Source organism: Thermoanaerobacterium sp. RBIITD (assembly GCF_900205865.1).
GTDB lineage: Bacteria > Bacillota > Thermoanaerobacteria > Thermoanaerobacterales > Thermoanaerobacteraceae > Thermoanaerobacterium.
In genome coordinates this window covers 2,639,570-2,664,927 of the sequence record NZ_LT906662.1, presented here as the reverse complement: position 1 = coordinate 2,664,927, position 25,358 = coordinate 2,639,570, and the positions used below count along the sequence as shown (strand labels likewise).

Annotated in this window: 21 protein-coding genes, 1 tRNA gene, 1 other RNA gene and 1 pseudogene; 3 read left to right on the top strand and 21 right to left on the bottom strand. The window is 31.2% G+C overall.

All coding sequences use genetic code 11. The features are described from left to right. Nucleotides 1-10: 10 nt before the first annotated feature. The 10 genes and pseudogenes from CPG45_RS12830 to CPG45_RS12790 form a co-directional block, all read right to left on the bottom strand. Nucleotides 11-2,371 (bottom strand): Lon protease family protein, encoded by a 2,361-nt coding sequence (locus tag CPG45_RS12830; protein ID WP_096232291.1) that lies wholly within the window; start codon nucleotides 2,369-2,371, stop codon nucleotides 11-13. 265 nt (nucleotides 2,372-2,636) lie between these two features. Beyond that, complete coding sequence (locus CPG45_RS18545; protein ID WP_231969123.1) at nucleotides 2,637-2,699, bottom strand: small, acid-soluble spore protein, alpha/beta type; 63 nt, start codon at nucleotides 2,697-2,699, stop codon at nucleotides 2,637-2,639. Nucleotides 2,700-2,891: 192 nt separating this feature from the next. After that, on the bottom strand, nucleotides 2,892-3,080 hold the full coding sequence (locus CPG45_RS12820; protein WP_096232290.1) for a ferredoxin: 189 nt from the start codon (nucleotides 3,078-3,080) through the stop codon (nucleotides 2,892-2,894). Nucleotides 3,081-3,142: 62 nt separating this feature from the next. Continuing rightward, entirely contained in the window at nucleotides 3,143-3,343 is a 201-nt protein-coding gene (locus CPG45_RS12815) for a hypothetical protein (RefSeq protein ID WP_096232289.1), read from the bottom strand. 71 nt (nucleotides 3,344-3,414) lie between these two features. Then, a complete protein-coding gene (locus tag CPG45_RS12810) occupies nucleotides 3,415-4,074 on the bottom strand; it encodes a helix-turn-helix domain-containing protein (RefSeq protein WP_096232288.1) in 660 nt (219 codons plus the stop codon). 54 nt (nucleotides 4,075-4,128) lie between these two features. After that, entirely contained in the window at nucleotides 4,129-5,469 is a 1,341-nt protein-coding gene (locus tag CPG45_RS12805; RefSeq protein WP_096232287.1) for a radical SAM protein, read from the bottom strand. 115 nt (nucleotides 5,470-5,584) lie between these two features. After that, nucleotides 5,585-6,399, bottom strand: a pseudogene (locus CPG45_RS18285) (nucleoside kinase); the annotation flags it as partial. After that, on the bottom strand, nucleotides 6,387-6,536 hold the full coding sequence (locus tag CPG45_RS16900) for a hypothetical protein (RefSeq protein ID WP_157732407.1): 150 nt from the start codon (nucleotides 6,534-6,536) through the stop codon (nucleotides 6,387-6,389). The pseudogene CPG45_RS18285 and the gene CPG45_RS16900, both read right to left, overlap by 13 nt. A 109-nt stretch (nucleotides 6,537-6,645) precedes the next feature. Beyond that, nucleotides 6,646-6,823: non-coding RNA, 6S RNA (gene ssrS, locus CPG45_RS12795), on the bottom strand. Nucleotides 6,824-6,881: 58 nt separating this feature from the next. Continuing rightward, nucleotides 6,882-7,430, bottom strand: coding sequence for a rubrerythrin family protein (locus CPG45_RS12790; protein ID WP_096232286.1), 549 nt, complete (start codon nucleotides 7,428-7,430; stop codon nucleotides 6,882-6,884). A 165-nt stretch (nucleotides 7,431-7,595) separates the two neighbouring features. Between CPG45_RS12790 and CPG45_RS12785 the strand changes: the two genes are divergently transcribed. Continuing rightward, the gene (locus tag CPG45_RS12785) at nucleotides 7,596-7,892 is read left to right on the top strand and encodes a hypothetical protein (RefSeq protein WP_096233607.1); all 297 of its coding nucleotides are present in this window, start codon (nucleotides 7,596-7,598) and stop codon (nucleotides 7,890-7,892) included. Here CPG45_RS12785 and CPG45_RS12780 read toward each other — a convergent pair whose 3' ends face one another. Continuing rightward, a complete protein-coding gene (locus tag CPG45_RS12780; RefSeq protein ID WP_096232285.1) occupies nucleotides 7,893-8,258 on the bottom strand; it encodes a 4Fe-4S binding protein in 366 nt (121 codons plus the stop codon). 128 nt (nucleotides 8,259-8,386) lie between these two features. On the opposite strand from CPG45_RS12780, the gene CPG45_RS12775 reads away from it, so the two are divergent. Beyond that, nucleotides 8,387-9,280 carry a radical SAM protein gene (locus CPG45_RS12775; RefSeq protein ID WP_096232284.1) on the top strand — a complete coding sequence of 298 codons (894 nt, stop codon included), beginning with the start codon at nucleotides 8,387-8,389 and terminating at the stop codon, nucleotides 9,278-9,280. Here CPG45_RS12775 and CPG45_RS12770 read toward each other — a convergent pair. Both CPG45_RS12770 and CPG45_RS12765 read right to left on the bottom strand, forming a co-directional pair. Continuing rightward, entirely contained in the window at nucleotides 9,263-10,123 is an 861-nt protein-coding gene (locus tag CPG45_RS12770; RefSeq protein WP_096232283.1) for an RluA family pseudouridine synthase, read from the bottom strand. The genes CPG45_RS12775 and CPG45_RS12770 overlap by 18 nt on opposite strands. A 39-nt stretch (nucleotides 10,124-10,162) precedes the next feature. After that, a complete protein-coding gene (locus tag CPG45_RS12765; protein WP_096232282.1) occupies nucleotides 10,163-10,369 on the bottom strand; it encodes a YgiT-type zinc finger protein in 207 nt (68 codons plus the stop codon). Between the two features lie 485 nt (nucleotides 10,370-10,854). Here CPG45_RS12765 and CPG45_RS17960 point away from each other — a divergent pair, with 485 nt between their 5' ends. Continuing rightward, complete coding sequence (locus CPG45_RS17960; RefSeq protein ID WP_255405188.1) at nucleotides 10,855-10,986, top strand: hypothetical protein; 132 nt, start codon at nucleotides 10,855-10,857, stop codon at nucleotides 10,984-10,986. 100 nt (nucleotides 10,987-11,086) lie between these two features. On the opposite strand, the gene CPG45_RS12760 is transcribed toward CPG45_RS17960, so the two are convergent. The 8 genes from CPG45_RS12760 to thiE form a co-directional block, all read right to left on the bottom strand. Continuing rightward, on the bottom strand, nucleotides 11,087-12,199 hold the full coding sequence (locus tag CPG45_RS12760; RefSeq protein ID WP_096232281.1) for an aminopeptidase: 1,113 nt from the start codon (nucleotides 12,197-12,199) through the stop codon (nucleotides 11,087-11,089). Between the two features lie 66 nt (nucleotides 12,200-12,265). Continuing rightward, a complete protein-coding gene (locus CPG45_RS12755) occupies nucleotides 12,266-15,568 on the bottom strand; it encodes a UvrD-helicase domain-containing protein (protein ID WP_096232280.1) in 3,303 nt (1,100 codons plus the stop codon). Next, entirely contained in the window at nucleotides 15,561-18,740 is a 3,180-nt protein-coding gene (locus CPG45_RS12750) for a PD-(D/E)XK nuclease family protein (protein ID WP_231968766.1), read from the bottom strand. Before CPG45_RS12750 ends, CPG45_RS12755 begins: the two co-directional genes overlap by 8 nt. A 28-nt stretch (nucleotides 18,741-18,768) precedes the next feature. Continuing rightward, nucleotides 18,769-20,361, bottom strand: a complete 1,593-nt coding sequence (gene cimA / locus CPG45_RS12745) for a citramalate synthase (RefSeq protein ID WP_096232278.1) — start codon at nucleotides 20,359-20,361, stop codon at nucleotides 18,769-18,771. Between the two features lie 163 nt (nucleotides 20,362-20,524). Continuing rightward, nucleotides 20,525-21,541 carry an alpha-hydroxy-acid oxidizing protein gene (locus CPG45_RS12740; RefSeq protein ID WP_096232277.1) on the bottom strand — a complete coding sequence of 339 codons (1,017 nt, stop codon included), beginning with the start codon at nucleotides 21,539-21,541 and terminating at the stop codon, nucleotides 20,525-20,527. 178 nt (nucleotides 21,542-21,719) lie between these two features. Continuing rightward, nucleotides 21,720-23,819: a sodium-translocating pyrophosphatase gene (locus CPG45_RS12735; protein WP_096232276.1), complete on the bottom strand. Its 2,100-nt coding sequence runs from the start codon at nucleotides 23,817-23,819 to the stop codon at nucleotides 21,720-21,722. A gap of 316 nt (nucleotides 23,820-24,135) precedes the next feature. Continuing rightward, nucleotides 24,136-24,209, bottom strand: a tRNA-Leu gene (locus CPG45_RS12730). 505 nt (nucleotides 24,210-24,714) lie between these two features. Further along, nucleotides 24,715-25,350, bottom strand: coding sequence for a thiamine phosphate synthase (thiE, locus tag CPG45_RS12725; protein WP_096232275.1), 636 nt, complete (start codon nucleotides 25,348-25,350; stop codon nucleotides 24,715-24,717). Nucleotides 25,351-25,358: the final 8 nt, after the last annotated feature.

The following is a 25,358-nucleotide window of genomic DNA, read 5'->3' as shown; positions in this document are numbered from 1 at the left end:
ATTCCCTCCATTATTCGCTTTTGTTTTGCTTATTTTTAGTCATAATTTCATAAAATGATTTTAACTTTGCTTTTACCTTTTCGTTTATAACACTCATTTCCACGCCTGTCAATATCTCCATTCCTTCATCAATAGTTTTTATGCTATAGATGTGAAATTTTTTCTCTTTACATGCATTAATAACTTCATCATCAAGTACAAGATTCTCTATATTTTGCTCCGGTATAATTACTCCTTGATCACCAGTTAAGCCTTTAACCTTACAGAGCTTATAAAAGCCTTCGATCTTATGTGTCACACCACCAACAGGTTGAATTATCCCAAATTGATTGACAGAGCCAGTAACAGCTATACCTTGTTTAATTGGTACACCTGACAAGCTCGATAGTATTCCATATAACTCTGTGCTTGATGCACTATCACCTTCTACGCCTTCGTACAATTGTTCAAAACATATACGTGCAGAAAGTGTAAGTGGGAAGTCATCCGCATATTTACTCCCTATATAGCCAGTTATGATCATAACACCTTTATCATGTATGTGACCACTCATCTTTGTCTCTCTTTCAATATTTACTACACCCTCTTCACCAGGATATGTTGTAACAGTTATCCTAGAAGGTTTTCCAAATTGATAATCACCAAGGTCAATAACAGAAAGACCATTTACAATACCTACTTTTTCACCTGTTACATCTATTAAAAATAGCCCTTCTTTAAAATAATCGATATATTTTTCTTCTATCATATTAACACGCTTTATTTTCTCTTTTATCGCCTTTTCTACATGTTCACCCTTTACTATTGGACTTTTATCTATCTCAGCCCAGATGTCTGATTCATATAGAATTTCGACAATATCATTGAACCGTGTTGTAAGTTTGTTTTGGTCCTCCGATATTCTTGTTGAATACTCTATAATTTTTGCAACGCCTGTATTGTGAAACGGTCTTAAGTTATCCGTCTCGCAGTGTTTTTTGACAAACGCCGCCATTTGTGCAATATTATCATCATTAAGATCCATAACATCATTAAAATCAACTTTTACTTTAAAAAGCTTTTTAAAGTCTTCGTCATAATTATACAAAAGATGATATAAATAGGGTGTACCTATCAATACGACTTTCACATTAAGCTCGATAGGCTCAGGCTTTAACGATGATATCGATAATAACCCATATGATGATGTCACATTTTCTATTGTTATTTTGTCTGTCTTCAAAGTTCTTTTTAATGCATCCCAAACGTATGGATATGTAAGAACATCCTTTGCTTGCAATATCAAATATCCGCCATTTGCTCTATGTAGTGCACCAGCTTTTATCTTAGTAAAGTCTGTTGTTGCGACACCAAAATCACTTTCATATTCTATGCTGCCAAGTATATTATTATAGTTAGGATTATACTCAACTATGACAGGTGCACCCTTCATACGACTGTTATCAACAAAGAGATTTACACTGTATTTTTTTAAAAAAGCTTTTCTATTCTTCTTTAATATAAATGGAAACTGGTTATCCTCGTCATCTTCATTTCTAAAGTTATCAAGGTTCTCTAATATATCCCTCTGTATACTGTCTAGATATTTTATTACACTATTATAATCACTGTATTTTGTTCTTAAATCATCAATAAGATGTCCAACAGCAAATAACCCTATATTGTTGTCAAGTTCATGTATTTCATCTCTGGCTTCTTTATCAACATTCTGTATATCTTTCCATATTTGAAGTACCTTAACCTCAAATTCCGACGCTTTTGATTCTATTTCCTTTTTCTTTTCCTCATCTAATTGTTCATACTCCTCATTATTTACCTGTTTACCATCAATAACTGGAATACTTACAATTCCGGTTTTTGTTTCCTTTAAGACAAATCCAAAATTTTTTGCAAGTGTATTTAGTTCTTCTACTAAGTTATTTTTCTTATCCTGATATTTCTTTATGATTTCACTTTTTTGCAAATCATATGATTTAGTGTTAAATGCCTTTGGCACTTCCCTTTGAAGCTGCTCAACAAATTCTTTCATATCCCTTTGTAATTGTCTTCCCACACCGGGTTTTAAATTTATTGCAATTGGCTGTGATGGTTTATCAAAATTAAAAACGTAAACCCAATCATCAGGTACTTTTTCTTCTGATGCAACTTTATTTATAGAGCTTGTGGCATAACTAGATTTACCTGTTCCTATAAGTCCAGTTATAAATATGTTGTATCCCTTTTGCTTAATTTTAAGGCCGAATTCCATCGAATCTTTAGCTCTTTCCTGTCCTATAAGACCGTCAAGAGATTTTATCGTTTCTGTAGTGACAAAATTAAACAAATTCGGATCTATATATTTTTTTAATTTATCTATAGATAATTCCTTCATATAAAGTCCTCCTTTTTAATAATATTACGCCAATAATATCATTTTTCCTTCTTTTATATATAAAAAAACAATATGCCAATATTTGTCAATTATTCATGTATTAGAAAACTTTACTAATTAAAAAGTTGATATATAAAAGTCAGAAGTATATTTTTTATTTCTTATTTACAAAAACCAAATCTAGCAAAATAAAAAAATAATAAATAAGTAGCTGAAGGAAATCCTTCAGCTTTTATCATTCAAATCTATTTTCCCGTCTTTTTCGTCACATACTTAACCATTTTTTAATCATATTTCCACCTGTTTTGCCAACTTCTCTTGTCGTCATATTCTAAAGACCGCGTTTTTCGATATTACCATCAAGGTGTAGTTCTTCTAAAACTTCTTTTAATGAATCAAGCTCATCCTCTGATTTAGAATGTAACTTTCTCCTTTTCGACATAGAAAAGCATATCCGCTATTATTTTAACCTATAGCAAAGGCATATATCTTGACAAAATAACCCAAATTTTCTTTAAAACTAAACTTCCTTAATTGCCTCCGTCGGGCAACCTTCTATTGAATCGCGGCTTGCCTCTTCTTCGCCTTCTGGAACTTCATCAACTATTGCATGAGATTTTCCCTCTTCATTCCAGTCAAAGACAGCAGGACATGTATCAATACAAAGACCGCATGCGATACATAAATCTTGGTCAACATAAACTTTCATTTTTTTACCTCCTCTAACTTTTTATATAAATAATATACCATATTTTTCTTAAAAACAAAAACTTATTTTATTATATAGTAACATGCTTCAAGTTCATCATCATTAGCATTTTCTATGTGGTGTTTTAGCTCAGCAATTGTTTCATTATCTACTTTTGCACTTTTATCACCGAGGATTCTTGACATAACCATTTGACTTGCCATTGATTCTTTGTATCTTTCAACAAAATCTACTATCTCACTTATTTCTTTATCTCTATCCATATAAAACACCTCCTGTCATTTATTTTCTTTAAAATAAATCTAATTATACAAAAAAAAGGGCCTCTCGGCCGTTAAATGTATAGCAGTGATTCTTTTAGGAAATTAGTTAAAAGAATTTTATCACCACTACTTAATTCTTTCACATATTGGTGGAAAACATTAATTTTGTCTAATATTTTTTGGCTTTCATTTTTTAAATGATAATTAATTAGTATACCAATGACAATTCCAACAAAAAATATCACTGAAGTTTCCGATCCAATCATTAATACTGAATTTTTTACATTATCAAGTGTCGCTACATCTAATGTTTTAATCTTCAATAATAATGTTGTCAATACATATGCACAAAATTTTAGTGGTTTTAAAGCGTCTTTATTTTCATTCAAAAAATTATCAATCACCTTTGATTCATCATTTTTTTTAATAGTGTTAATCAGCAGTTCTTTCATTGCATTCCATTCCTGTGTACAATTTTTATTTATAAGTTCATATGCACTATCATCTGGTGTATACACAAGAATTGACCTGCCAAGTACCTTATCATCATTTATATAATATTCTCTTTTAACATAGCCTAATTTTTCAAGGTCATTTAAAACATCATATGCAGTCCACTTGCTAATGCCCATCGTGTTCGCAACATCTACATAATGAACTGGCTTTTTATGTCTCTCATAAAGATTTATCAATGTTTTTATAAAGTCTATCTTTCTTTTTGTTAAAGGCACATAAACACCCCATTTCTTTCACCAAATACATAATAGGGCATTTTATATTATGAGTCAAGCCTCCCTTTGGGAAACATTCTTATTATTCCAAATATCATCAGCGACTTTACCCCATCTATCCGCAACAGCCTTTAGTTCATCTACCATGTTGTGTATATCTGATACATCATGGGCCTGTGTATTATGTGCCCCAGACTCTTCTACTATTTCGAGAAGCTTTTCGGGATTATCTATGAGAGGACATGGCCTTAACATATCTGTATTAAATGGCTGCCTTTTCTGGTATGACCTCATAATTGGTGACTTTAAAGCATCTTCCAAACTAACATCATTTATATTGACATTTGAGTAATGTATGAATGCACATGGTTCTACTTCACCAGCTGCATTTATATGCAAATACCTTCTGCCACCTGCTATGCATCCACCACTATACTCTCCATCATTCCAGAAATCTATTGCAAATAACTCTTTATTTGCCCTAATATAATTTACTCTTTCGTACATATATTTTCTTTGCTCAGGGGTCGCCATTAATTCAAGGTCAACATCTTTACCAACGGGAATGTATGTAAAATACCATCCAAAATAGCATCCCTTATCAATGAGCATGTCTATAAACTCATCACTGCCAACTTCTTCTGTATTTTGTTTTGTATATGTTGCTGAAAATCCAAATGGTACACCATTCTCTCTTAATAGATCCATGGCATGCATAACTTTGTCAAATGTTCCCTTCCCACGTCTTGCATCAGTCTTTTCCTTAAGGCCGTCAATACTTATAGCAAATGTAATATTTCCAACACGTTTTACATCCTCTACAAATTTTTCGTCGATCAACGTACCATTTGTAAATAAATGGAATACTTGATTGCTGTGTTTTTCTGCAAGTTTTACTATATCATCCCTTCTAACAGTTGGCTCACCACCGGATAAGACTATAAAGTAAATGCCAAGCTTCTCAGCCTCTGTAAATACTCTATCAAGAACTTCATTTGAAAGACTGTGTGGTTTATAATCACCAGCCCAACAACCGGTACATCTTAAATTACATGCTTCAGTTGGATCAATTAAAATCGCCCATGGGACGGAAACCCCCAGTTTTTGTGACATTTCTTTTTGTTTTGGTATGCCCTTAAAATTACAATTAATAAAGAAATTAAGCAAAAGTCTTTTTAAAATATTTTTATCTACATTCTTTAAACCTTTGATTGTGAATTTGTACCAGTTACTTTCTTTATCATTTAGAAATTTTTTTACACTTTCTATTTGTTCTTTATGTTCTGGCATCACCGTAAGCTTAGACATAAGATTTGCTATGGTTAAAAGATTCTTTTCTGGATTCTTGTCTATGTAGTCGACAATTGCTCCAATAATCGGATCGACAATATTCATAAAATATTTCCTCCTTTATTCCCAAAATATTAAAATTACCCAAAAAACCAAAACCCATCTCAAAAAAATATTACCACTTATTATATATTAAATCAACATCAAATTTAGAATTTTTTTATATATCAAGACAACTGCCACCTATAAATTCCTTGATTAAAGAATTTTGAGGTATTGCTGATTCATCATCAAGAGATATAAAATAGCTAAGAAATTCAAGCAGTTCCTTTGCTACAGAATATGCTTCATTATCTCTCTTGATTTCCTTTAAAAGTGATTCGGTATACTTTTTAATAACTGACAACTCATATGGCAGTGAAGAATTAAACATAATATCTGCTTCCTCTTGATATGGAAATATATATTTTTCTTCACCACGCCTCACAGAAGGCCACATTAAAATGGTTCTTGATGCGTCACTTGAGCGAAATTGATTATCTCTAACCAACCTTCTTAAAAGTGTCTAGTTTTAGTCGATATTCTATTATGTTCATCAAGATTTAACTGTGTCAAAGCACTTATATATATTTTATATTTATTATCCTTGGGTATCTCTTTCGTAAGCCTGTCATTTAAACTATGTATTCCTTCAACTAAGATTATTTGGTCTCCTTCTAGCCTTACTATTTTGCCATTTTTTTCTCTTTCACCTTTTTTAAAATTAAAAATAGGCAATTCTACTTCTTCGCCTTGAATGAGCTTTATTATTTGATTATTAAATAAATTTAAGCCAAGAGCATCTATTGATTCAAAATCATAATTACCGAATTCGTCCTTCGGTGTTTTATCCCTTGGTAAAAAATAGTTATCAAGAGATATAGGAAATGGTTTTAATCCATTGACTCTCAATTGTACGCTCAATCTATGTACAAAAGATGTCTTTCCTGATGAAGAAGGTCCTGCAATTAAAACTATCTTTATCATTTTTTGGTTGTCAGTTCCACTATTTCATTATCTAATTTTGCGGCAACTATTTTCGCTGGATACATGTCTTTAAAATCTAAAGATATCTCTTCAAGTGTTGTACTATCCGGATAATCATATGACATACCGTCTATTTTAATGATCATAAAATCACCTCTATTAAATTATATTACAGCAAAAAAATTTTAAGAAATCTATTTTAAATACAAAAAAAACCGGTTAGCGCCGGTTTTTTTTTCTTCTATTTTATTTTTCCTGTATCCCGCGAAGCCGTTCGGCTATGTTTTCAAACCCTCTCTCGCAGGTGGGTATCCTATCAGCTATTTCTGAAGTCCTATCAATGTAGGCTTTTCATCTGTAACTGAGTTTGGATTCCCGATGTCATTGTGTTGGTTGAAAACAAAATCACCGTAAACAAACTTCCCAGGACCTTCAAGATATTTATAGTATACATCCTAAAAATACTCATTGCAATAGTAGAAATCTGGAAATTAAAAGGTTACAAATCTTGTCGTATCAGCGCCACAAACCGGGCATTTATCAGGTATTGGTCCTACAGTAGTATAGCCACATACACTACATATATGTACTTCGTTAAAGCTTACATCCTTCCCTGAATCAACTGCTAATTTTGCTTCTTTATATAGGTCTGCATGAATTTTTTCTGCTTCTCTTGCCCATGTAAAAGTCTTTTTTGCACCTTCCTCTTGTTGAAATTCAGCAACTTTTATGTACGTAGCATACATTTCATTGACTTCAAAAAGTTCACCGCTTATGGCTTTATCAAGGTTTAGTGAAGTATTACCTATTCCGAATCCAGCCATAGATGGAACTAAAAAATCTCCTTCTAAGTCTTTATGTGCTTTAAAGTGATTACTAGCATGTACCTCCTCAGCATATGCAATGGCGTTAAATAATCTATAAACATTTTTAAAGCCTTCATCCATTGCTTTTTTACTCCATACCTTATATCTTTGATATGCCATACTTTCTCCGCCATATGCGGAACGTAAATTTGCTGCAGTCATATTGTTTTTCACTATAAACACCCTTTCTGAAAGAATTCGTCTATATTTTTTATCAAATTATCGTTTTTATTCAATTTATTTAGATTTTACAAATATATGTCTTATGATATTTTAAATTTACATATATGAACTATATATATTTTTCTGCATAATATGTATTGGAGGAGGATTGCTATGATCAGTTTCGATAAATTAGCAAATGCCATAAAAGGTATTTGGGGAAATAAAAATAAAGGATATGATAAGATAACCTTAAATCTTTACGGCCTCAATATAACAGTCGAAAGAAGGACAAATATAGAAGTACCACATGAGGTTACTGTAGTTATTCCAAGAGTTGAATGTAGAAAAAAGGTAAAAGATAATGGAGAAGAGATAGAGATAATAATGAACAGTATAACTATCGTCCACTCTCCACGCCATGAATTAGCAGGACCCCCGTCTCCTCCTCCAGTTATTCCTAAAAGGAAATAATTATCCATGTATGAGTTGCGGTAGACATTTCGCACAAACATGTTTTATTTCACCCTTGTATTTAAAGCTTATTATAGGTGCATCATCATCAGTATTGCCACAATATAAACATCTATCCTTATTTATATTATTTTTATGTTTTATAGCAGCTTCTTCGTTAAAAGGAACCGCTTCTCTCTCTTCTATCGATAAAGCATTTGTTGGGCATACATTAAGGCAAACACCAGCACCATCGCATAATTCTTCACTTATTACTTTTGCTTTACCATTTTCTATAGTTATGGCACTTTCGACACACGGTGTTACACATAGACCACATCCATTGCATTTTTCCTCATCTATTTTTATAATCTTCCTTTTAGCCATTATGTCACCTCCATTTTAATAGGATATCAATTTATATTATACATTAAAAAAGCTATCAAATTTGTGATGTATATCACTTATTTTATAATTTATAGTTTTATAGTAAAATAATTGATGAGGTGTTATAAATGGATTTACAAAAATGCAATATATGCCCTCGGAATTGCAATGTCGATCGCAATATTAAAAGAGGCTTTTGCCGTATGTCTAACAATATTAAAGTTGCTAAGGCATATCTGCATAAATGGGAAGAACCATGTATAAGCGGTGAAAGAGGTTCGGGAACTGTATTTTTTACAGGGTGTAATTTAAAGTGTGTCTTCTGTCAAAATTATAAGATTAGCCAAGAAAATTTTGGCATAACTGTATCTATCGAAAAGCTCGCAGATATCTTTTTAAATCTTGAAAAATTAGGTGCACATAATATTAATTTAGTATCACCTACAATATATATCCCCAAGATAAAAGAATCAATACTTATTGCAAAGGATAAGGGACTAAGTATACCTATAGTATATAATTCAAACGCATATGAAAATGTAGAATTATTAAGAATTTTAGATGGTCTTATTGATATTTATCTACCAGATCTAAAATATTACGATGATACAACAGCTATAAAATTTTCATATGCACCAGAATATTTTAAATATGCCAAAAAGGCCATATTAGAAATGTTTAGACAAGTTGGAGTTCCTATTTTTGATAAAAATGGAATAATGAAAAGAGGCTTGATAATAAGGCATCTCATATTGCCAGGGAAATTGCATGAAACAAAAAAAATCCTTAAATGGATTAAAGAAAACCTTCCAAAAGAAGTATATGTGAGTCTTATGGGACAATATATACCATATTATAAAGCAAAAAATTATCCTGAAATAAATAAAAAAATAGATAATAGAGATTATGAAGAAGCAATAAATTATTTTTTTGAAATAGGGCTAGAAAATGGATTTGTTCAAGACGACGAAAGTGCATCTGAAAACTACATCCCCAACTTTAATTTAGAAGGAATTAATTAATACATTTTTCATATCCTGAGGTACTTGTGTATATATAGATATATATTTATTTAAAAAGGGTTGTTTTAACGAAATTCTAAAAGAGTGTAATGCTTGCCTTCTTATTAAAAGCTTATTTGAGCCATACAGAGTATCTCCGATTATAGGATGTCCTATATGGCTTAAATGTACTCGTATTTGATGCGTTCTTCCAGTTTCTATTTTTACTCTAAGAAGTGATAAATTTTCACTGCTTTTTAAAACAGTATAATGTGTTATTGCTCTTTCACCATCTTGCCTAACCATTCTTTCTACAATGCTTCCTGGTTTTCTGCCTATAGGTAGATCTATCGTGCCTTTATCTTTTAGTTTGCCCTCTATAATGGCAAGATATAATTTATTCATCGGACATACATTTTGCAAATAATTTTGCATAAATGGATTTTTAGCAAAAACAATTAAACCTGATGTATCTTTATCAAGCCTATTAACAGGTCTTATAGAGCTTTTTATTTTTTTATCTTCATAATACCATGCAATTCCGTTTGCTAAAGTATTTTCACGGTACCCTGTTGTAGGATGTACTACCACGCCCGCCGGTTTATCAATTATCAAGATATCATCATCTTCATAGCATATTTTTAATTCCATCTTCTGTGGCTCTATTGACTCATTAGCATCATTTAAAATTAACTCTATTATGTCATTTTTTTTGATTATCCTGTTTATCATTGATAATTGATTATTTACAAGGATTTTACCATTATGTTTATAATTTTTTATAAGTGTTGAAGAAAAATCCCTGTTTAATAAAACTTGCTTTAGTGGTAAATTTTCATCTTTTTCTTCCGCAATTATAACCATTATTATACACCGTATTAATATTAAACTAAAAATGTCCAATTAAAACGTTTGATGTAATCTATATGATATACAATTATCTTCTTTTAATAATTTATCAAGCACTTCTGTGTCATAATACTTTGCACCACATTTTTGGCATACATATGTTGGAACATTTTTATATATTTTAACCCTTTTCCCCTTTATTAACTCGTAATCTGTAGGCTTTATCTCTATAATTCCCCCGCAGTAACATTTTTTTAGCATTTTCGTCCTCCTTAGTACAGTTAATAAAGTTTTTATATACTATTTATATCGAAACTTCGACAAAAAAAATTAATATACAACGACATCGTTTATCATATCATTATTCATATATATAAATAAAATATTTTATGTTTTAAATATAGAAAACCTTCACCACATAAGTATGGATTTTCTATTACTTTTCTGCAATGCTATTCTCATTCCCAACATTTTCCCTATAGTCTTTATCATTATCTCATATTAATACCAAAATTTCTTTTTTTGATTCCCAATACTTTCCTTGCAGTTTTCGATAAAGCTATCATTAGCTCTACCTTTTTTCCCTTTGTAGGTGATGGACAATCATCAAGTTATATAAAAGTCATAAATCCATCATTAAATTTTATTTTACTATACAGCAAAGAAAATGTTAATAGAGTAACAAAAAAATCTTTCAATCATATTATATTACTGTATCTATTCCCAATATAAAAGGGGGTTTTATAATGTCAGGGATGGATTGCAAAAAACCAAAATGTGGTTGTAACAACTGGGTATGGATCATAATAATTATTATAATAATATTGATTTTTATACCTGGTATATTTATTGTTGACAAACCAGAATCTACCGTATAGTAATAATTTTAAAAGCGCCGGCATAATGCCGGTGCTTTTTTTCATCTTAGAATATATAGAACCCCTCGATTTATTAAATAAAGAAATTTCATAAATCCTTTTATAATACACTCTTTATAAAATGGCCATCTTTGTAAAAAAGCTCGCCGTCGGCATAAATTTCTCCACCACGTCTCATATCGCAAAGCATATCCCAATGAATAGTAGAACGATTTTTACCGCCCGCTTCTGGCATTGAATCACCTACTGCCATATGTACTGTACCACCTATCTTTTCATCAAAAAGCATATTTCTCGTAAATTTCTGTATTCCATAGTTGGTACCAATTGCAACTTCGCCGAAATATTTTGCGCCATTATCAGTATTCATTAACGCATGAAGTAAATCTTCACCTTTTTTAGCTGTTGCTTTAACAACAAGGCCATTTTCAACTTCAAGATAAATTCCTTCAATGCTTTTCCCCATGTAGATACCTGGAAAGCTAAAAGTTATATGTCCGTTTATATTATTTTCTACCGGTGATGTGAACACCTCACCATCTGGAAAATTTTCTTTGCCACAGCAATTAATCCACTTTCTGCCCGCCACATTGACTTTTATATCCGTACCTTCTGATAAAATACGTATCTCACTTTTTTTGTTAAGATAATTTACCCAATTTTCTTGTTCATCATGGATTTTTTGCCATTGTGCAATAGGGTCTACACTATCCATGAAACCTGCGCCGTACACAAAATCCTCATATTCGCTTAAGCTCATTTCAGCTTCCTGTGCATCTGCCTGTGTTGGATACTGAGTTCCGCACCATCTTAAGGTACCATTTCCCATTCTTTCAGAGTAAATCTTTCTCCAAGATGTAGCACCTTTTGCTGAAAGCTGCAGTTTTTTAGGATCTACATTTGTATTCGCTTTTGTATTTTTATTTGCCCACGCTGTAAGCCAGACATCAGCTTTTTCTAATGCAATCTTCTGTATATATCTCTCTTTAATTAGTTGTTCATCACTTGAATTCTTTAAAATGATTTCTGAAACGTCTGGAATATCCACTAATGTCTCAACATGTGCTCCTGTTTTAATAGCTTCTCTTACAACTTCATTGATCCATGGTATTGCAATATCTCCTGCCTGCACAAGGACAAAATCATCTTTTTTTACACTTGTTGAATAATGTACAAGTAAATTTGCAAGCTTCTTTAATCTCGGGTCTGTCATATTTACACCCCCAAATTTTTATATAATTATATTATGCCATAATATGGTCAAAAAAGGCAATTATTTTTAGCAAATTCTTTTAAAATTGCATAAAATACAATTATCACTTTTAATGCAATTATAGTCTTCAAATTTTTTAATTCCTAATAAATATGGTGATGCTTTTATTATTTCTCTTAATGTTTCATATATTGAGGAATCATCAATATTTACCTCTGCATATTTTGCACAGTCTAATAAGTATAAATAGGCACATTTTAATATCGGTTTATACCCGTTAATTATATTTAATTTATTCAATGCATAAGAATATGCGCAAATCTGCTTTTTATAGTAATCTACTACTTTTTTCATATCTTCATCATTGTTTATTTTATTTGTTTTATAATCATAAATATACGCTTCAATGTTTTCATTGTTTTCATATATATCAATTCTATCTATTACACCATTCAAATTAAGGTTTTTATTAATTGGAACCCTAAAATGATACTCTCTTAAACATTTTAATAATTTTCCACGACTTTTTAGTTTCATATTTTTTTCTATTTTAAAATAATTGTCTATATATTTTCTTATACTTTCTTTTAGTTTATTTTCATTTTCGAATCGATTCAATTGGTCAGTAATTAAATTACTTTTCTGTAATTCATCTATTTCACGAATATTCTCTAATACTTTGTGAACAATCGTGCCACGATCAATGGCATTTATATACATACTATCAAATTCGCCAATATCCTTCATATCATCGCTATTTCCCTTATAATCGTCATTTAATGAAGCAATATATTTATAGTAATACAGTTTAGGGCATTTGCAAAAATCCATATATGTAGTTATGCTAATGTTTCCTTTGGGTTCTAGTGGTATATTTCTGATTAGGTCATTTTTTGCTGCTTTATCAATTCTCTCAATAATGGATAATGGCAAATCTTCATTAAGTTTTTTCTGTATTCCTTCATCGCTACTTATACTTTGCAGTAATCCATCACCATCTATAACATTTATATCCAATTTGTTTCTTTCCATAGCGAAAAATAGTTGCTTCATAAATGAATTAAGAATAGGCTCCCTATCTAAATCAATCCTTTTTCTTTCCTCTTTTAATTCGCCAACAAATGCGAGAAATCTTTTCGCCCTTGTTGCAGCAACGTAAAAAATCCTTCTGCTTTCTTGATTTTCTTTATTTAATAAGTTCTCATATGCTTCTTTGTACTGTGGATTCACGTCTTTATCCAATTCACCATTATCATTTAAGCCTATTGCATTTATGCATCCGTCGTCACTTAATAAAAATAATGGTTTTTGTCTTTTACTTATACTATCTATGGATTTATCCATATCAGGTATTATAACAGCTTCAAATTCAAGACCTTTTGAGGCGTGTATTGTAAGTATTTTTACCGCATCACTTTCTTCAGTATCTAAAAAGGCTTCAGAATCCATACTAGAAGTCTCTTCAAGTGAGTCTAAATATGATATGAGATCTCTTGCACTAAAAATATCTTTTTCAGTATAATCTTTGATAATTTTCTCAAGTTTCTCAATATTCCTCAATTTTTGAAAGCCATTTGGTAAAGATATTAATAGATTTTTATAATTCGTTATTGATATGATTTCTTTAAAAATATCGTATGCACCAATAGCACCATAGAGTCTTGATATATCTTTAAATATAGTATAAGCTCTTTTTATGATCCATCTTTTATCATTTTCGGTAACATCAATAAGTTCTTTAATAGCATCTAATATATTATCTCTTTGATTTTTATTATAGATTCTCATTAGATTATAAATGTTGTCATCCGAAAAACAAAAAATAGGTGACCTCAATACAGTTAACAAAGCTATTTTATCAGATATATCAAAGACAAGTTTATATAGTGAAATGATATCAATGATTTCAGGGTTATCCCAAAAACCTATTCCACCAATTATGCAATAGGGTATTTTATATTTCAATAGAGCATTCTCAATAGTATCAAGACCATTTCTGCTTCTTATGAGAATCGCTATATCTTTATATGAAAATCCTTCTTTGATAAGATTTAAAATTCTTCCTGCAATAATTTCCCCTTGGTAGTCCTTTTTTAATATTCCCTTTTCGATATCTTGCATTAATGCATCATATAACTCTTTATCTTTGCTTTCATCTGGCAAAAGCTTTTTAATTTTTAGAAATCGTTCGTTGCTTTTATCTTTTATATTTTCCTTTTTTAATGTAATAAGTTCAACCTTTGGGGAAATATCATTATCATCAATGTATTTAAGTTCCTCATATGGTTTTAATAAATTTTCAAATACTGAATTTACCGTGTTGATTATGTTTTTTGTACTTCTATAGCAGTTACATAGATTTAATATTTCCCCATTTTCCTTGATGATATCACAAAATTCTTCTAATATCCTATAATCTGTACCTCTAAATCCATATATTGATTGCTTATGGTCTCCAACTATAAAAAGTCTTCCCGGCGGAATTATACCGTTTTTTAAAGTAAGTCTTAATAGTATACGCTTTTGTATTTGATTAATATCTTGAAATTCATCTACAAGTATATATTTGTACCTATTAAAATAGGATTCTCTAATATCTTCATCTGAAAGCAGTTTCTCCGTATATATTTCAAGGTCATTAAAGTCAAGCAAATTTCTCTCATGCTTAAAAATACTATATTTTTTATCAATCACCTTTACCAGCTTTAATGCCATAGCCTCAAGGGCATTAGTTGCATCGTGATCTATATTATCAATATTACATTTAAGATCATTTAAGTCCATTCCAATTTCCTTTACGTGCTTTAGTAAATTTATAAGTCCCATTTCCAATATGCCATCTCTAATAAGTGAAGATGAATATTTACTCATTATGAGTGTTAGCAATTGGCTATATTTAGGATCATCAATTAATTCTTCTATTGCCATTTTTGTATATTTGCATATCGCCGTTTCAGACTCAGATTCATCTATAATTGTAAATAAAGGATCTAAACCTGATTTTGCAAAATTATCTCTCAACATTTTTTCACAAAACCCATGAATAGTGTCTATGTTAGCTAATGATATCATTTTTTCAAATTCAACCCATTTTTTTCTCTCAATGCTGTCAGCATTTTTGGCTTTTAAAGAAATCTCTTTTCTTATTCTTTCTTTCATCTCCGATGCGGCTTTTTTCGTAAAAGTTATAGCAACAATATTATCTATCTTTATATCGGAAACTTCATTTAAAAGTCTCAAATACCTCTTAGTTAAAACCCTTGTTTTCCCTGAGCCTGCACCAGCTTTTAATGCTATATTTTTATGTATATCAAGGGCTTCTGCCTGTTCAGTATTAACATCATATTCTCGACATATATTATCAATCACTATTATCACTTCTTTTCATTGCTGTAAAATTATATTTATCATATCTACAAATAGATTTAAATATGCAATTATAAGGAGAATCTTCATAAGGGCAATTATATGGAAGACAAAAGATGCCATTTCTTATTTTACCAATATCTCTAATTCCTATATTTTCTATCCATTTTATCAATATATCTAAATTGTTTTTTGCAACAAGGTCTTTTGGGCCACTATTCCCCTTAAAAAGTTTTTTCTTTGTATCGAATCTAACTATACCATTTCTTTTTAGTTTTTTAATGCTGTAATATAAAAGTCCAATGCATTCTGGATTTTTTATATTATATTCATTACTCAAAATCTCATCAACAGCCATTTTGTATGTAGGCAATTGAAAGTCCATTCCTTCCACACAATCTCTAACACCTTTTATTTCGTTTGTTTTATAATCATAAATAACATACCTTCCTGTATACTCACCATTAATATCACACTCAAGGTCTACTCTATCAATTTTACCGTATATCATATTTCCACCATAATGATCATTCATTTTAAACTGCTTTTCAAAAATCACCGGAATAAGTTCTAAACCTTCTTTTTTATAAAAATATTCTCTATTGCTTATATCATCCATTATAAATCCTGACAAATCTTCAAACAATTCTTCTTTCATGATATGAAATATTATTTCAGGAATACTACCGTCATTAAGTTCATTAACCTTAGTATCAATTATTTCTCTTAATCTTTCTTCGTTAAAGTCATATAAATCCCTGTTATCCTTGTAATACTCCATTAGAGCTTTGTGACAAAAAGACCCCAAATTTCTTTTGACAACTAAAGATTCATCATATATATCTATACACAATGCTGTCTCTAAGAAATATTTAAATGGGCATAATGTATATGTATTTAGGTGTGATGCACTAAAACACATGTCATCATCATGTGATAATATTTCTTTTGATAATAATCCCATGTGATTATTTAATTTTTGACTTTCTTTTCTCATATGTTCAATATTTGCAGAATAATTAATACAATATAAAATTTCTTTTAAATCATTATCTTTTTCTATTTCACCGCTGTATAGAATATTTTGTGTGCAAATTCTTTTATTCCATATTGAATCCAAAGCATATGATAATACTTCATTCATGCTAGCTGAATCATTACTAAAAATGAACCTATCTTTCATATAAACCATAGGTGTAATAATTTTCCCTTTATTAGTTTCGTTGATCAATGTTTCCAAATCTTCTACAAAAGGTGATTTTATCATATAACTGCCATCTTCATCACATGTGCGGTATGAGATATACAACTTTTTTGTAGCAGATGCAATACATATATTAAAACGTATTTTATCTCTTTCCATCTCCCATCTACGACTAAACATATTGATACCTTGTTTTTTAAGGTTATCCTCATCCTCCATATCAAATAAAGGATTCGCAGCTTTTACAACAGGAAATATACTTTCGTTTACGCCAAGGATAAATACAACATCATAAAATTGCCCTTTTGCAAGGTCTGGATCTAAAATTCTTACGCCATCGATGTTCGCTATATTTTGGCTTATCTCTATATCTGAAAACAAATTAAAAATATCAATTAGTAGACTTTTTATATTATCGTTAGATGGATCCCCATATTCCTTTTTTATATACAATTCTTTATTTAAGGTTTGTTTTATCGTCTCTAAAGCTTTTATATTTTTTATGAAACTATCGCCTGTAAGTATACCATTATCATATAATGCCTTTATATTTGATGCAATGTCTAAGTTATCAATTAAATCCAAAAACCCTTCCATTAATTCTTTTGTATCGTTATAATCCGTATTTTTAAAATTATAAATAATATCTATATATTTTCTAAGATTATCATAAGCAAAATTTAAATTTTCACTGTTTTCTATAATCTTTAGTAAACTATCTTCATAATTTTTATCATCAATATTTATAGCTGTTTCGCAAGCTTTGATAATTTCACACGTGCTATAGTTTGTGTCTTTTTGCATAACACATGGTACTAAAAATTTAGACGCTATAATGTTAATAAAACTATCATGGTCATTATTGATTTTATATGAAAGCAAACTGTAAACATCATTTGCAATTGGCATTGTAATAAGTTTTATACCACGGTTAATTTTTATCGGTATACCCATTTCATCAAAAATATCTATAAATTTTTCTTTATAATCATCAATATTCTTTACATATATCGCAATTTTGTCAGGATCAATTTTATTAAAAACTATCTCCTTCTTGATGATTCTCCCTGCTTCTCTAACCTCGTGTTCAATGGAAGGACTATTTAATATTTTTATTGAATCGGTATATTCATTTACAATTGTTTCACCAGAATAAAGATGTGTAGCAATATTCTTTAAATTTTTATTTGCATTAACAATGTAAAACTCTCTTTCATTTATGTTGAATCCCAATTCCAATAAATCTTTTAGTATTTCGTCTCTAATGAAATCTTCATTATAAGTATTTTTAAAAGGAATATTTGCATAAATATCTATATCACAAAAGGATTTTATTATACTTTCAATGAGATTTTTATTAACCGTGTCTATATTTATAAATCCATCAATAACTATTACCCCGACATTTTCAAAATAATTGTTTTTATTTACTAATTCTTGAGCTTTTATAGATATATCATCAATATCAATAAGTTCTCTTTTGCTTTTATAATTTTCATATTCTTCGTATATCGATGATAAAATACTACATTTTTTCTTCAGAATAGGTCCAAAACAATTTAACATATTTTTAATATCTTCTGGTGATATTAAATGTCTTTTTAAAACCTTTATAAATCCATTTACAGATTTTATAAACCCTATTTTATCTTTCACATCGTTATAGTATGATTTATCACATATTTTATTTACTATGCTTTTTAAAATCTCATTTATTTCATCGAAACTAATCATAGTAAATTTCTTTATCAAATCACTGCATATGATTTTTTCTAGGTCATCAAAGCCAAAAATATTTATATCGGAAATCCCTCCATTATATGACATGAATTTTTCTCTTACATCAAACATAACTTCACGGGAAGGAAGCAAATATATTGCTTTTTTCCCGTTTTTGAGTGCATCAATGCATTTCAAAATAAGAATATCTCTACTTCTACTATAAAATGGTGTGTAAAAAATTTCTTTCAAGATATCACCTCTAGAACTACCTAAATATTTATAATTTTACTTCATCGTTACTTTGAATGCAATTACATCTATTTAATTTATACTCTATTGAATCAACAAGTGCTATCCAACTTGCATCGATAATATCTGTTGAAACACCTATTGTACTCCATACTTCATTTCCATCAGATGATTCAATTATTACTCTAACTCTTGCGGCTGTTGCAGATTCAGAATCTAATACCCTTACTTTATAATCGGTTAGTTTCATCTCTTTTATCTCGGGATAAAATCTTTCAAGGGCTTTTCTTACAGCATTATCAAGTGCATTAACAGGTCCATCGCCTTCAGATGCTGTGATTTCCTCTTGTCCATCAACTTCTACTTTTATAAGTGCTGAAGAATTGACGCCATCAATTGATGGTTCATTGACTATAACTTTAAACTCTATCAATTTAAATGATGGCTTATATTTGCCAAGAACCTTTTTTATGAGGAGCTTTAATGAGCCTTCTGCACCTTCATATTTATATCCTTTAAATTCCATTTCCTTTAACTTTTCGAGTATAATTTTGGTTTCTTTAGATTCTCTACTTATAGTAGGGTCAACTTCATTTATGATTCCTATTATAGCACTTCTACCAGCTACTTCTGAAAGTAGAAGCAATCGTTCGTTGCCCACAACCTCTGGATCAACAAGTTCATAAGATTTTGTATTTTTACAAACCGCATCTGAGTGCATACCTGCTTTATGTGCAAATGCACTTCTACCAACATATGGTGCCCTTTCATTCGGTGCAGCATTGGCAATCTCACTTACATGCCTTGCGAGTGTTGTTATATTTTTCATATTTTCATCTGGAATACATCTAATCCCCTTTTTCAGTTGCAGATTTGGTATTATTGTGCATAAATTCGCATTGCCACACCTTTCACCATATCCATTAATGGTACCTTGAATTTGTTTTACACCAGCTTCTACTGCTATTATAGCATTTGCAACAGCCATACCATTGTCATTATGTGTGTGTATCCCAATATCGCATTTGAATTTTTCTACAACCTTTTTCGTTATATTAAAGGTATCAAATGGAAACATTCCACCTTTAGTATCACAGAGGCAAATACTATCAACCCCTGCATCATATGCAGCTTCAAGGGTCTTTAATGCATAATCAGGATTTTCCATGTATCCATCAAAAAAATGCTCGGCATCAAATACAACTTCTTTTCCATTTTCTTTAAAGAATTTAATAGTTTCATAAATCATTTTGAGATTTTCATCAAGGGTGGTCTTTAATATTTCTTTGACGTGAAAATCCCAAGACTTACCGAAAATAGCAACGGCATCTGTGCCTGCATAAAGCAAAGAATTTACATTAATGTCATTTTCTACTGGAATATTTGCTCTTCTCGTACTTCCAAATGCTATAACTTTAGCATTCTTTAACTTTTTGTTTTTAATGCATTCAAAAAACTCCATATCTTTCGGATTTGAACCAGGATTGCCTGCTTCAATATAGCTTATTCCGAAATCATCCAGTAGCTCAACTATTTTTATTTTATCTGCTACCGTAAAAGATATACCTTGTGCTTGCGCACCATCTCTTAATGTTGAATCATAGATAACAATGTTTTTCACTACAATGTCCCCCTTAACATTTTTTTATTTATATATAAACATATTTTATCAAATTGAATCAGCAAAGTGAATAATTATTTTATATTTTTTTGAAAATTTACATCATATTTATAAAAAAATGGCACTACATGTGCCATTTTTTTATAAATTAATTCTGTCAAACTTAGCTGGCTCTATAAACCTCAGGAGTATTTTTTAAGTTTTTGCACCCCGTTAAAATCATAGCTTGATATAATTCATCGGCAACTTTTTTAAGGTAAAATTCTATTGCTTCTTTTCCACCACCGTGCGCAGCAATCAACAAGGGTCTTCCAATCAATACTGCTTTTGCACCTAAGGAAATCATCTTTAAGACATCGATCCCTGATCTTATCCCACCATCGACTAATACCTCTATTTTGTCACCTACTGCTTTTACTATTTCAGGGAGAACATCTGCTGTTCCATCTGTAAAGTCTAAAACACGACCACCGTGATTTGATACCACTATAGCCTTTGCACCCGCTTCTGCCGCAATTTCCGCTTCTTCCGGTGTCATTATACCTTTTAATATAAGTGGTAACTCAATATTATTAACTATTTTTTTTATTTCCTTTTTAGATTTTGGACCTACAAATTGTCCACTTCTTATCATCATTATAAGACCCGCACCGTCTACATCAATACCAAATGCTATAGCACCGGATTCTTTTGCCATCCTCGCTTTTTCTATAATTTCAGCAACAGTCCTGGGTTTGCTAAATGGTATTCCAAAAACTTTCGTATTTTTTATAGCATCTATACCTGCAGGATACATATCAGGATCATTAGCATCACCTGACATATATATTGTACCTACGCTTTTGCAGGCTTCTGCCGCCATCATCGCATACTCTCTCTCCGTAATATAACCACCTGCATTTCCTTTAAGACCTGTCATAGGTGCAGCAAATATAGGCATATTTACTTTGTGACCTAAAAATATTGTATCTATATCAGGTTTTAGAACATCATGCAAAGTCTTAAGTTTTACTTTCCATTTATCAAGTGCTTCAATATTTGCAATAAAACCATTTCCTGTACCGGTACCTCCCATTCCTGGAACTTCACCAGCACATGCAATACCATCGCATCTTTTACAAGCTCTACAGTATCCTTTCATATTTTGTCTTGCCTTTTCTCTTATCTCATTCCAATTCATCGACTAAGACCTCCATAATGAATGATTATCTGATTCCATTATACTACTTTTTTTATATGTTTTTAAATTTAATGGTAAATATTGATTATTCCAAATATGACTACCAAAAAATTTAGAAATAAATATGCCAGACCTTTTAGCATATTGAGCTAAAGAGTCTGGCCATTATTTATGTTAATTACATAAGAGAAATGTGCAATATTAATGTTGCAAATACTATTGATACCATAGAGAGAAGCTTAATAAGGATATTTAATGATGGGCCAGATGTATCTTTAAATGGATCGCCAACCGTATCACCGACAACCGCTGCTTTGTGGCTTTCAGAGCCTTTACCGCCGTAATTACCAGCTTCAATATATTTCTTGGCGTTATCCCATGCGCCACCTGAATTTGCCATCATTACAGCAAGGGTAAATCCTGTTACGGTTGCACCTGCAAGCATGCCAGCTACACCATTCACTCCTAAAAATATACCAACCAAAATAGGAGCTACTATAGCTATAAGAGCTGGTGCTACCATTTCCTTTTGTGCTGCTCTCGTGCAAATATCAACACATGCTGCATAATCTGGTTTTGCGGTACCCTCCATGAGGCCTTTTATTTCTCTAAATTGTCTTCTTACTTCAAAAACTATCTTCTGTGCCGCTCTACCAACAGCCTTCATTGTCATTGAAGAAAAGAGGAATGGAAGCATACCTCCAATAAATAAGCCTATTAATACTGGTGGATTAACTAATGTTAGATTAAATGAGAAATTTAATCCTTCCTTTTTGGCAATCAGCTCAACTTCATCTCTATACGCAGCAATTAATGCAAGTGCTGTTAATGCAGCAGATCCGATTGCAAATCCCTTGCCTGTTGCAGCTGTGGTATTTCCGAGAGAATCAAGTGCATCTGTGCGCTTTCTTACCTCTGGATCTAATTCAGTCATTTCAGCAATACCACCAGCATTATCTGCGACAGGGCCATATGCATCAGTAGCTAACGTGATTCCTAATGTACTAAGCATTCCAACTGCAGAAATACCAACACCGTATAAACCCAAATTAAAACTTGATGCACCACCAGCAAGGTAATAACTCGCAGCTATTGCTATTCCAACTATTATAACAGGAACCACTGTCGAAAACATTCCCAATGATAAACCACCTATTATAACTGTAGCAGGGCCAGTAAGAGCTGTTTCAGATAGTTCTTTTGTCGGTTTATATGTATCTGATGTAAAATACTCTGTAAAAAATCCTATTAATATACCTGCTATCAGTCCGCTTAATATAGCAAAGTAAACTCCAATGTGTTTGCTTCCCAATACGTTCTCAACCAAGAAATATGAGATAATTGCAATTAATATTGCACTTAGATACGTTCCATTTCGCAATGCAGAAAGAAGAACTTTTTGATCAACTTTCTCACCCGAGCGAACAAAAAAGGTACCTATAATCGAAGATAAAATACCTACCGCCGCCATTGTCATTGGTATAGTAACACCACTTAAGCCTAATCCCGCGGCAACAGCCAAAGCACTTGTAGATACTATTGACCCTACATATGATTCATATAAGTCTGCACCCATTCCAGCAACATCACCAACGTTATCACCGACATTATCTGCTATAACTGCAGGATTTCTCGGGTCATCTTCAGGAATGCCTGCTTCAACCTTACCTACTAAATCTGCACCTACGTCGGCAGCCTTTGTGTAAATTCCGCCACCAACACGGGCAAATAGCGCCATAGAACTTGCGCCCATTCCAAATGTCAGCATTGAGCTTGTAATATTTTGTATTTGTGCAGCTTGGTCTAAATTCCTAAAAAACCATTTCAAAATAAAAAACCATGCACTTAAATCAAAAAGTCCTAAACCAACTACTACGAAACCCATTACAGCACCGCTAGAAAACGCAACCCTTAAGCCACTGTTCAAACTGCTTTTTGCTGCATTTGTAGTTCTTGCATTAGCATATGTAGCAATTTTCATTCCAAAAAATCCGGATAAACCTGAGAAGAAACCACCAGTTAAAAATGCAAATGGAACGAAAGGATTTAAATAATTCAAGAAAGAAAGTGTTAAGAGAATTATAAACATAACAATAAAAAATAGTGCGACACCCGTATATTGCCTCTTTAGGTAAGCATTAGCACCTTCTCGTATAGCCGCGGCAACTTTTCTCATTTGTTCCGTACCTTCGTCTCTTTTGAGAACAGAATAAGCAAGGTAAGCAGCATACAATAGTGCAATTATTGAACCTAATGGAGCTAATAGTATTAGATTCATTATAAAAACCCCCTTATATTTGAAAAATTATATCAACTCTAATTATAGATGTTTTACTAAAAAAAAACAATAGATGAAAAAATTTTCATAAATAATGCAACATATTGATTTCCACTAGAGTTTATATATCTTTTATTTTATATAGTATAAAAAAGTACATTTAACAAGTTTTGTTTTAAACGTACTTTTTTGCATTTACATTAGCTAAAAACTCTATTGAATTTTCTCTCATCTTACTGATATTCCTTTCTTCAAATTTCGATCAGTAACCCTGTTTTAAAGGATATAAATATTGGAATATGTATTCATTGTTTTTTGGTGCGGATGAAGGAATTTGACCCCCCCACTAGATCCTAAGTCTAGCGTGTTTGCCAGTTCCACCACATCCGCATATTAAAATGGTGCGCCATCAGGGACTCGAACCCATGACCCGCTGATTAAGAGTTGGCAGAAGTACTTTTTAAGCATTTTTATCTATTATGTTAGCAAAATGTTAGCAAACAAAATTCCTGTTAAGCCTTAAATAAAAATATTTTGAGGTTTTAGAGCAGAATACATCTACACCCTCTTTCATAAAAAAAAGCACTTCCTAAATTATATACAGAAGTGCTTTTTTTCTTACGTACTATTTTTTAACAGGCCTGTATCATACTGCTTTATACAAATATTTGTCAAGGTCATTTTATATCATTAAATCATCGAAAAAATATTAGGAAATATTGCATAAGCTATAAAAAATGAAATAACTAAAATTAAAAAATAATAAAATATGTATTTCCGTTCTCTTTTCCTGTATATTTCTTGTATTTTCTCGTGAAAAATTAAACTAAATAGCAAGTCAGCGATAAAATATACAATTACTACAATAATAAAAGCTATTAAATATTTAAATATATTAAACACCACCCAGTATAGCTCTTAAATTATTAATTTTCCCCTTTATGTCATCAGCACCAACTATTTCAGTTACTAAAGCTATACACTTTGCCCCGTGTTTTTTTACTTCGTAGATATTATGTTCTTTTATTCCACCTATTGCAACAAATGGTATATCAATATTTTTAACAACAAAATCAAGGTACTCAAGCCCAACCGCATTACATACATCTTTCTTAGTCTTTGTAGGAAATATAGGGCCAACACCTATGTAATCAGCTCCATTTTTTACTGCACTTACGGCCTGTTCCGGTGAATGTGTTGAAAGCCCTATAATCATGTCATTCCCAACAAGTTCCCTTACTTTACTGATAGGCATATCTTCCTGTCCAATATGAACACCATCTGCCTTAACAGCTAATGCCAAGTCTACATCATCATCTATTATAAAAATTACACCTGCATCCAAAGTCATTTTGCGAAGCTCTACGCATTCATTATACTTATAAAGCTTTTTCTTTTCTTTTTCTCTGTATTGAATTATTTTGATACCAGCATCTATCATTTCTTTGACTACTTGAATATTGCTTCTTCCCTTGGAATATTCTTCAGCAGTTATGCAGTAAATATCTGTATCAAGGATATTTTGCTTCATAATTACAC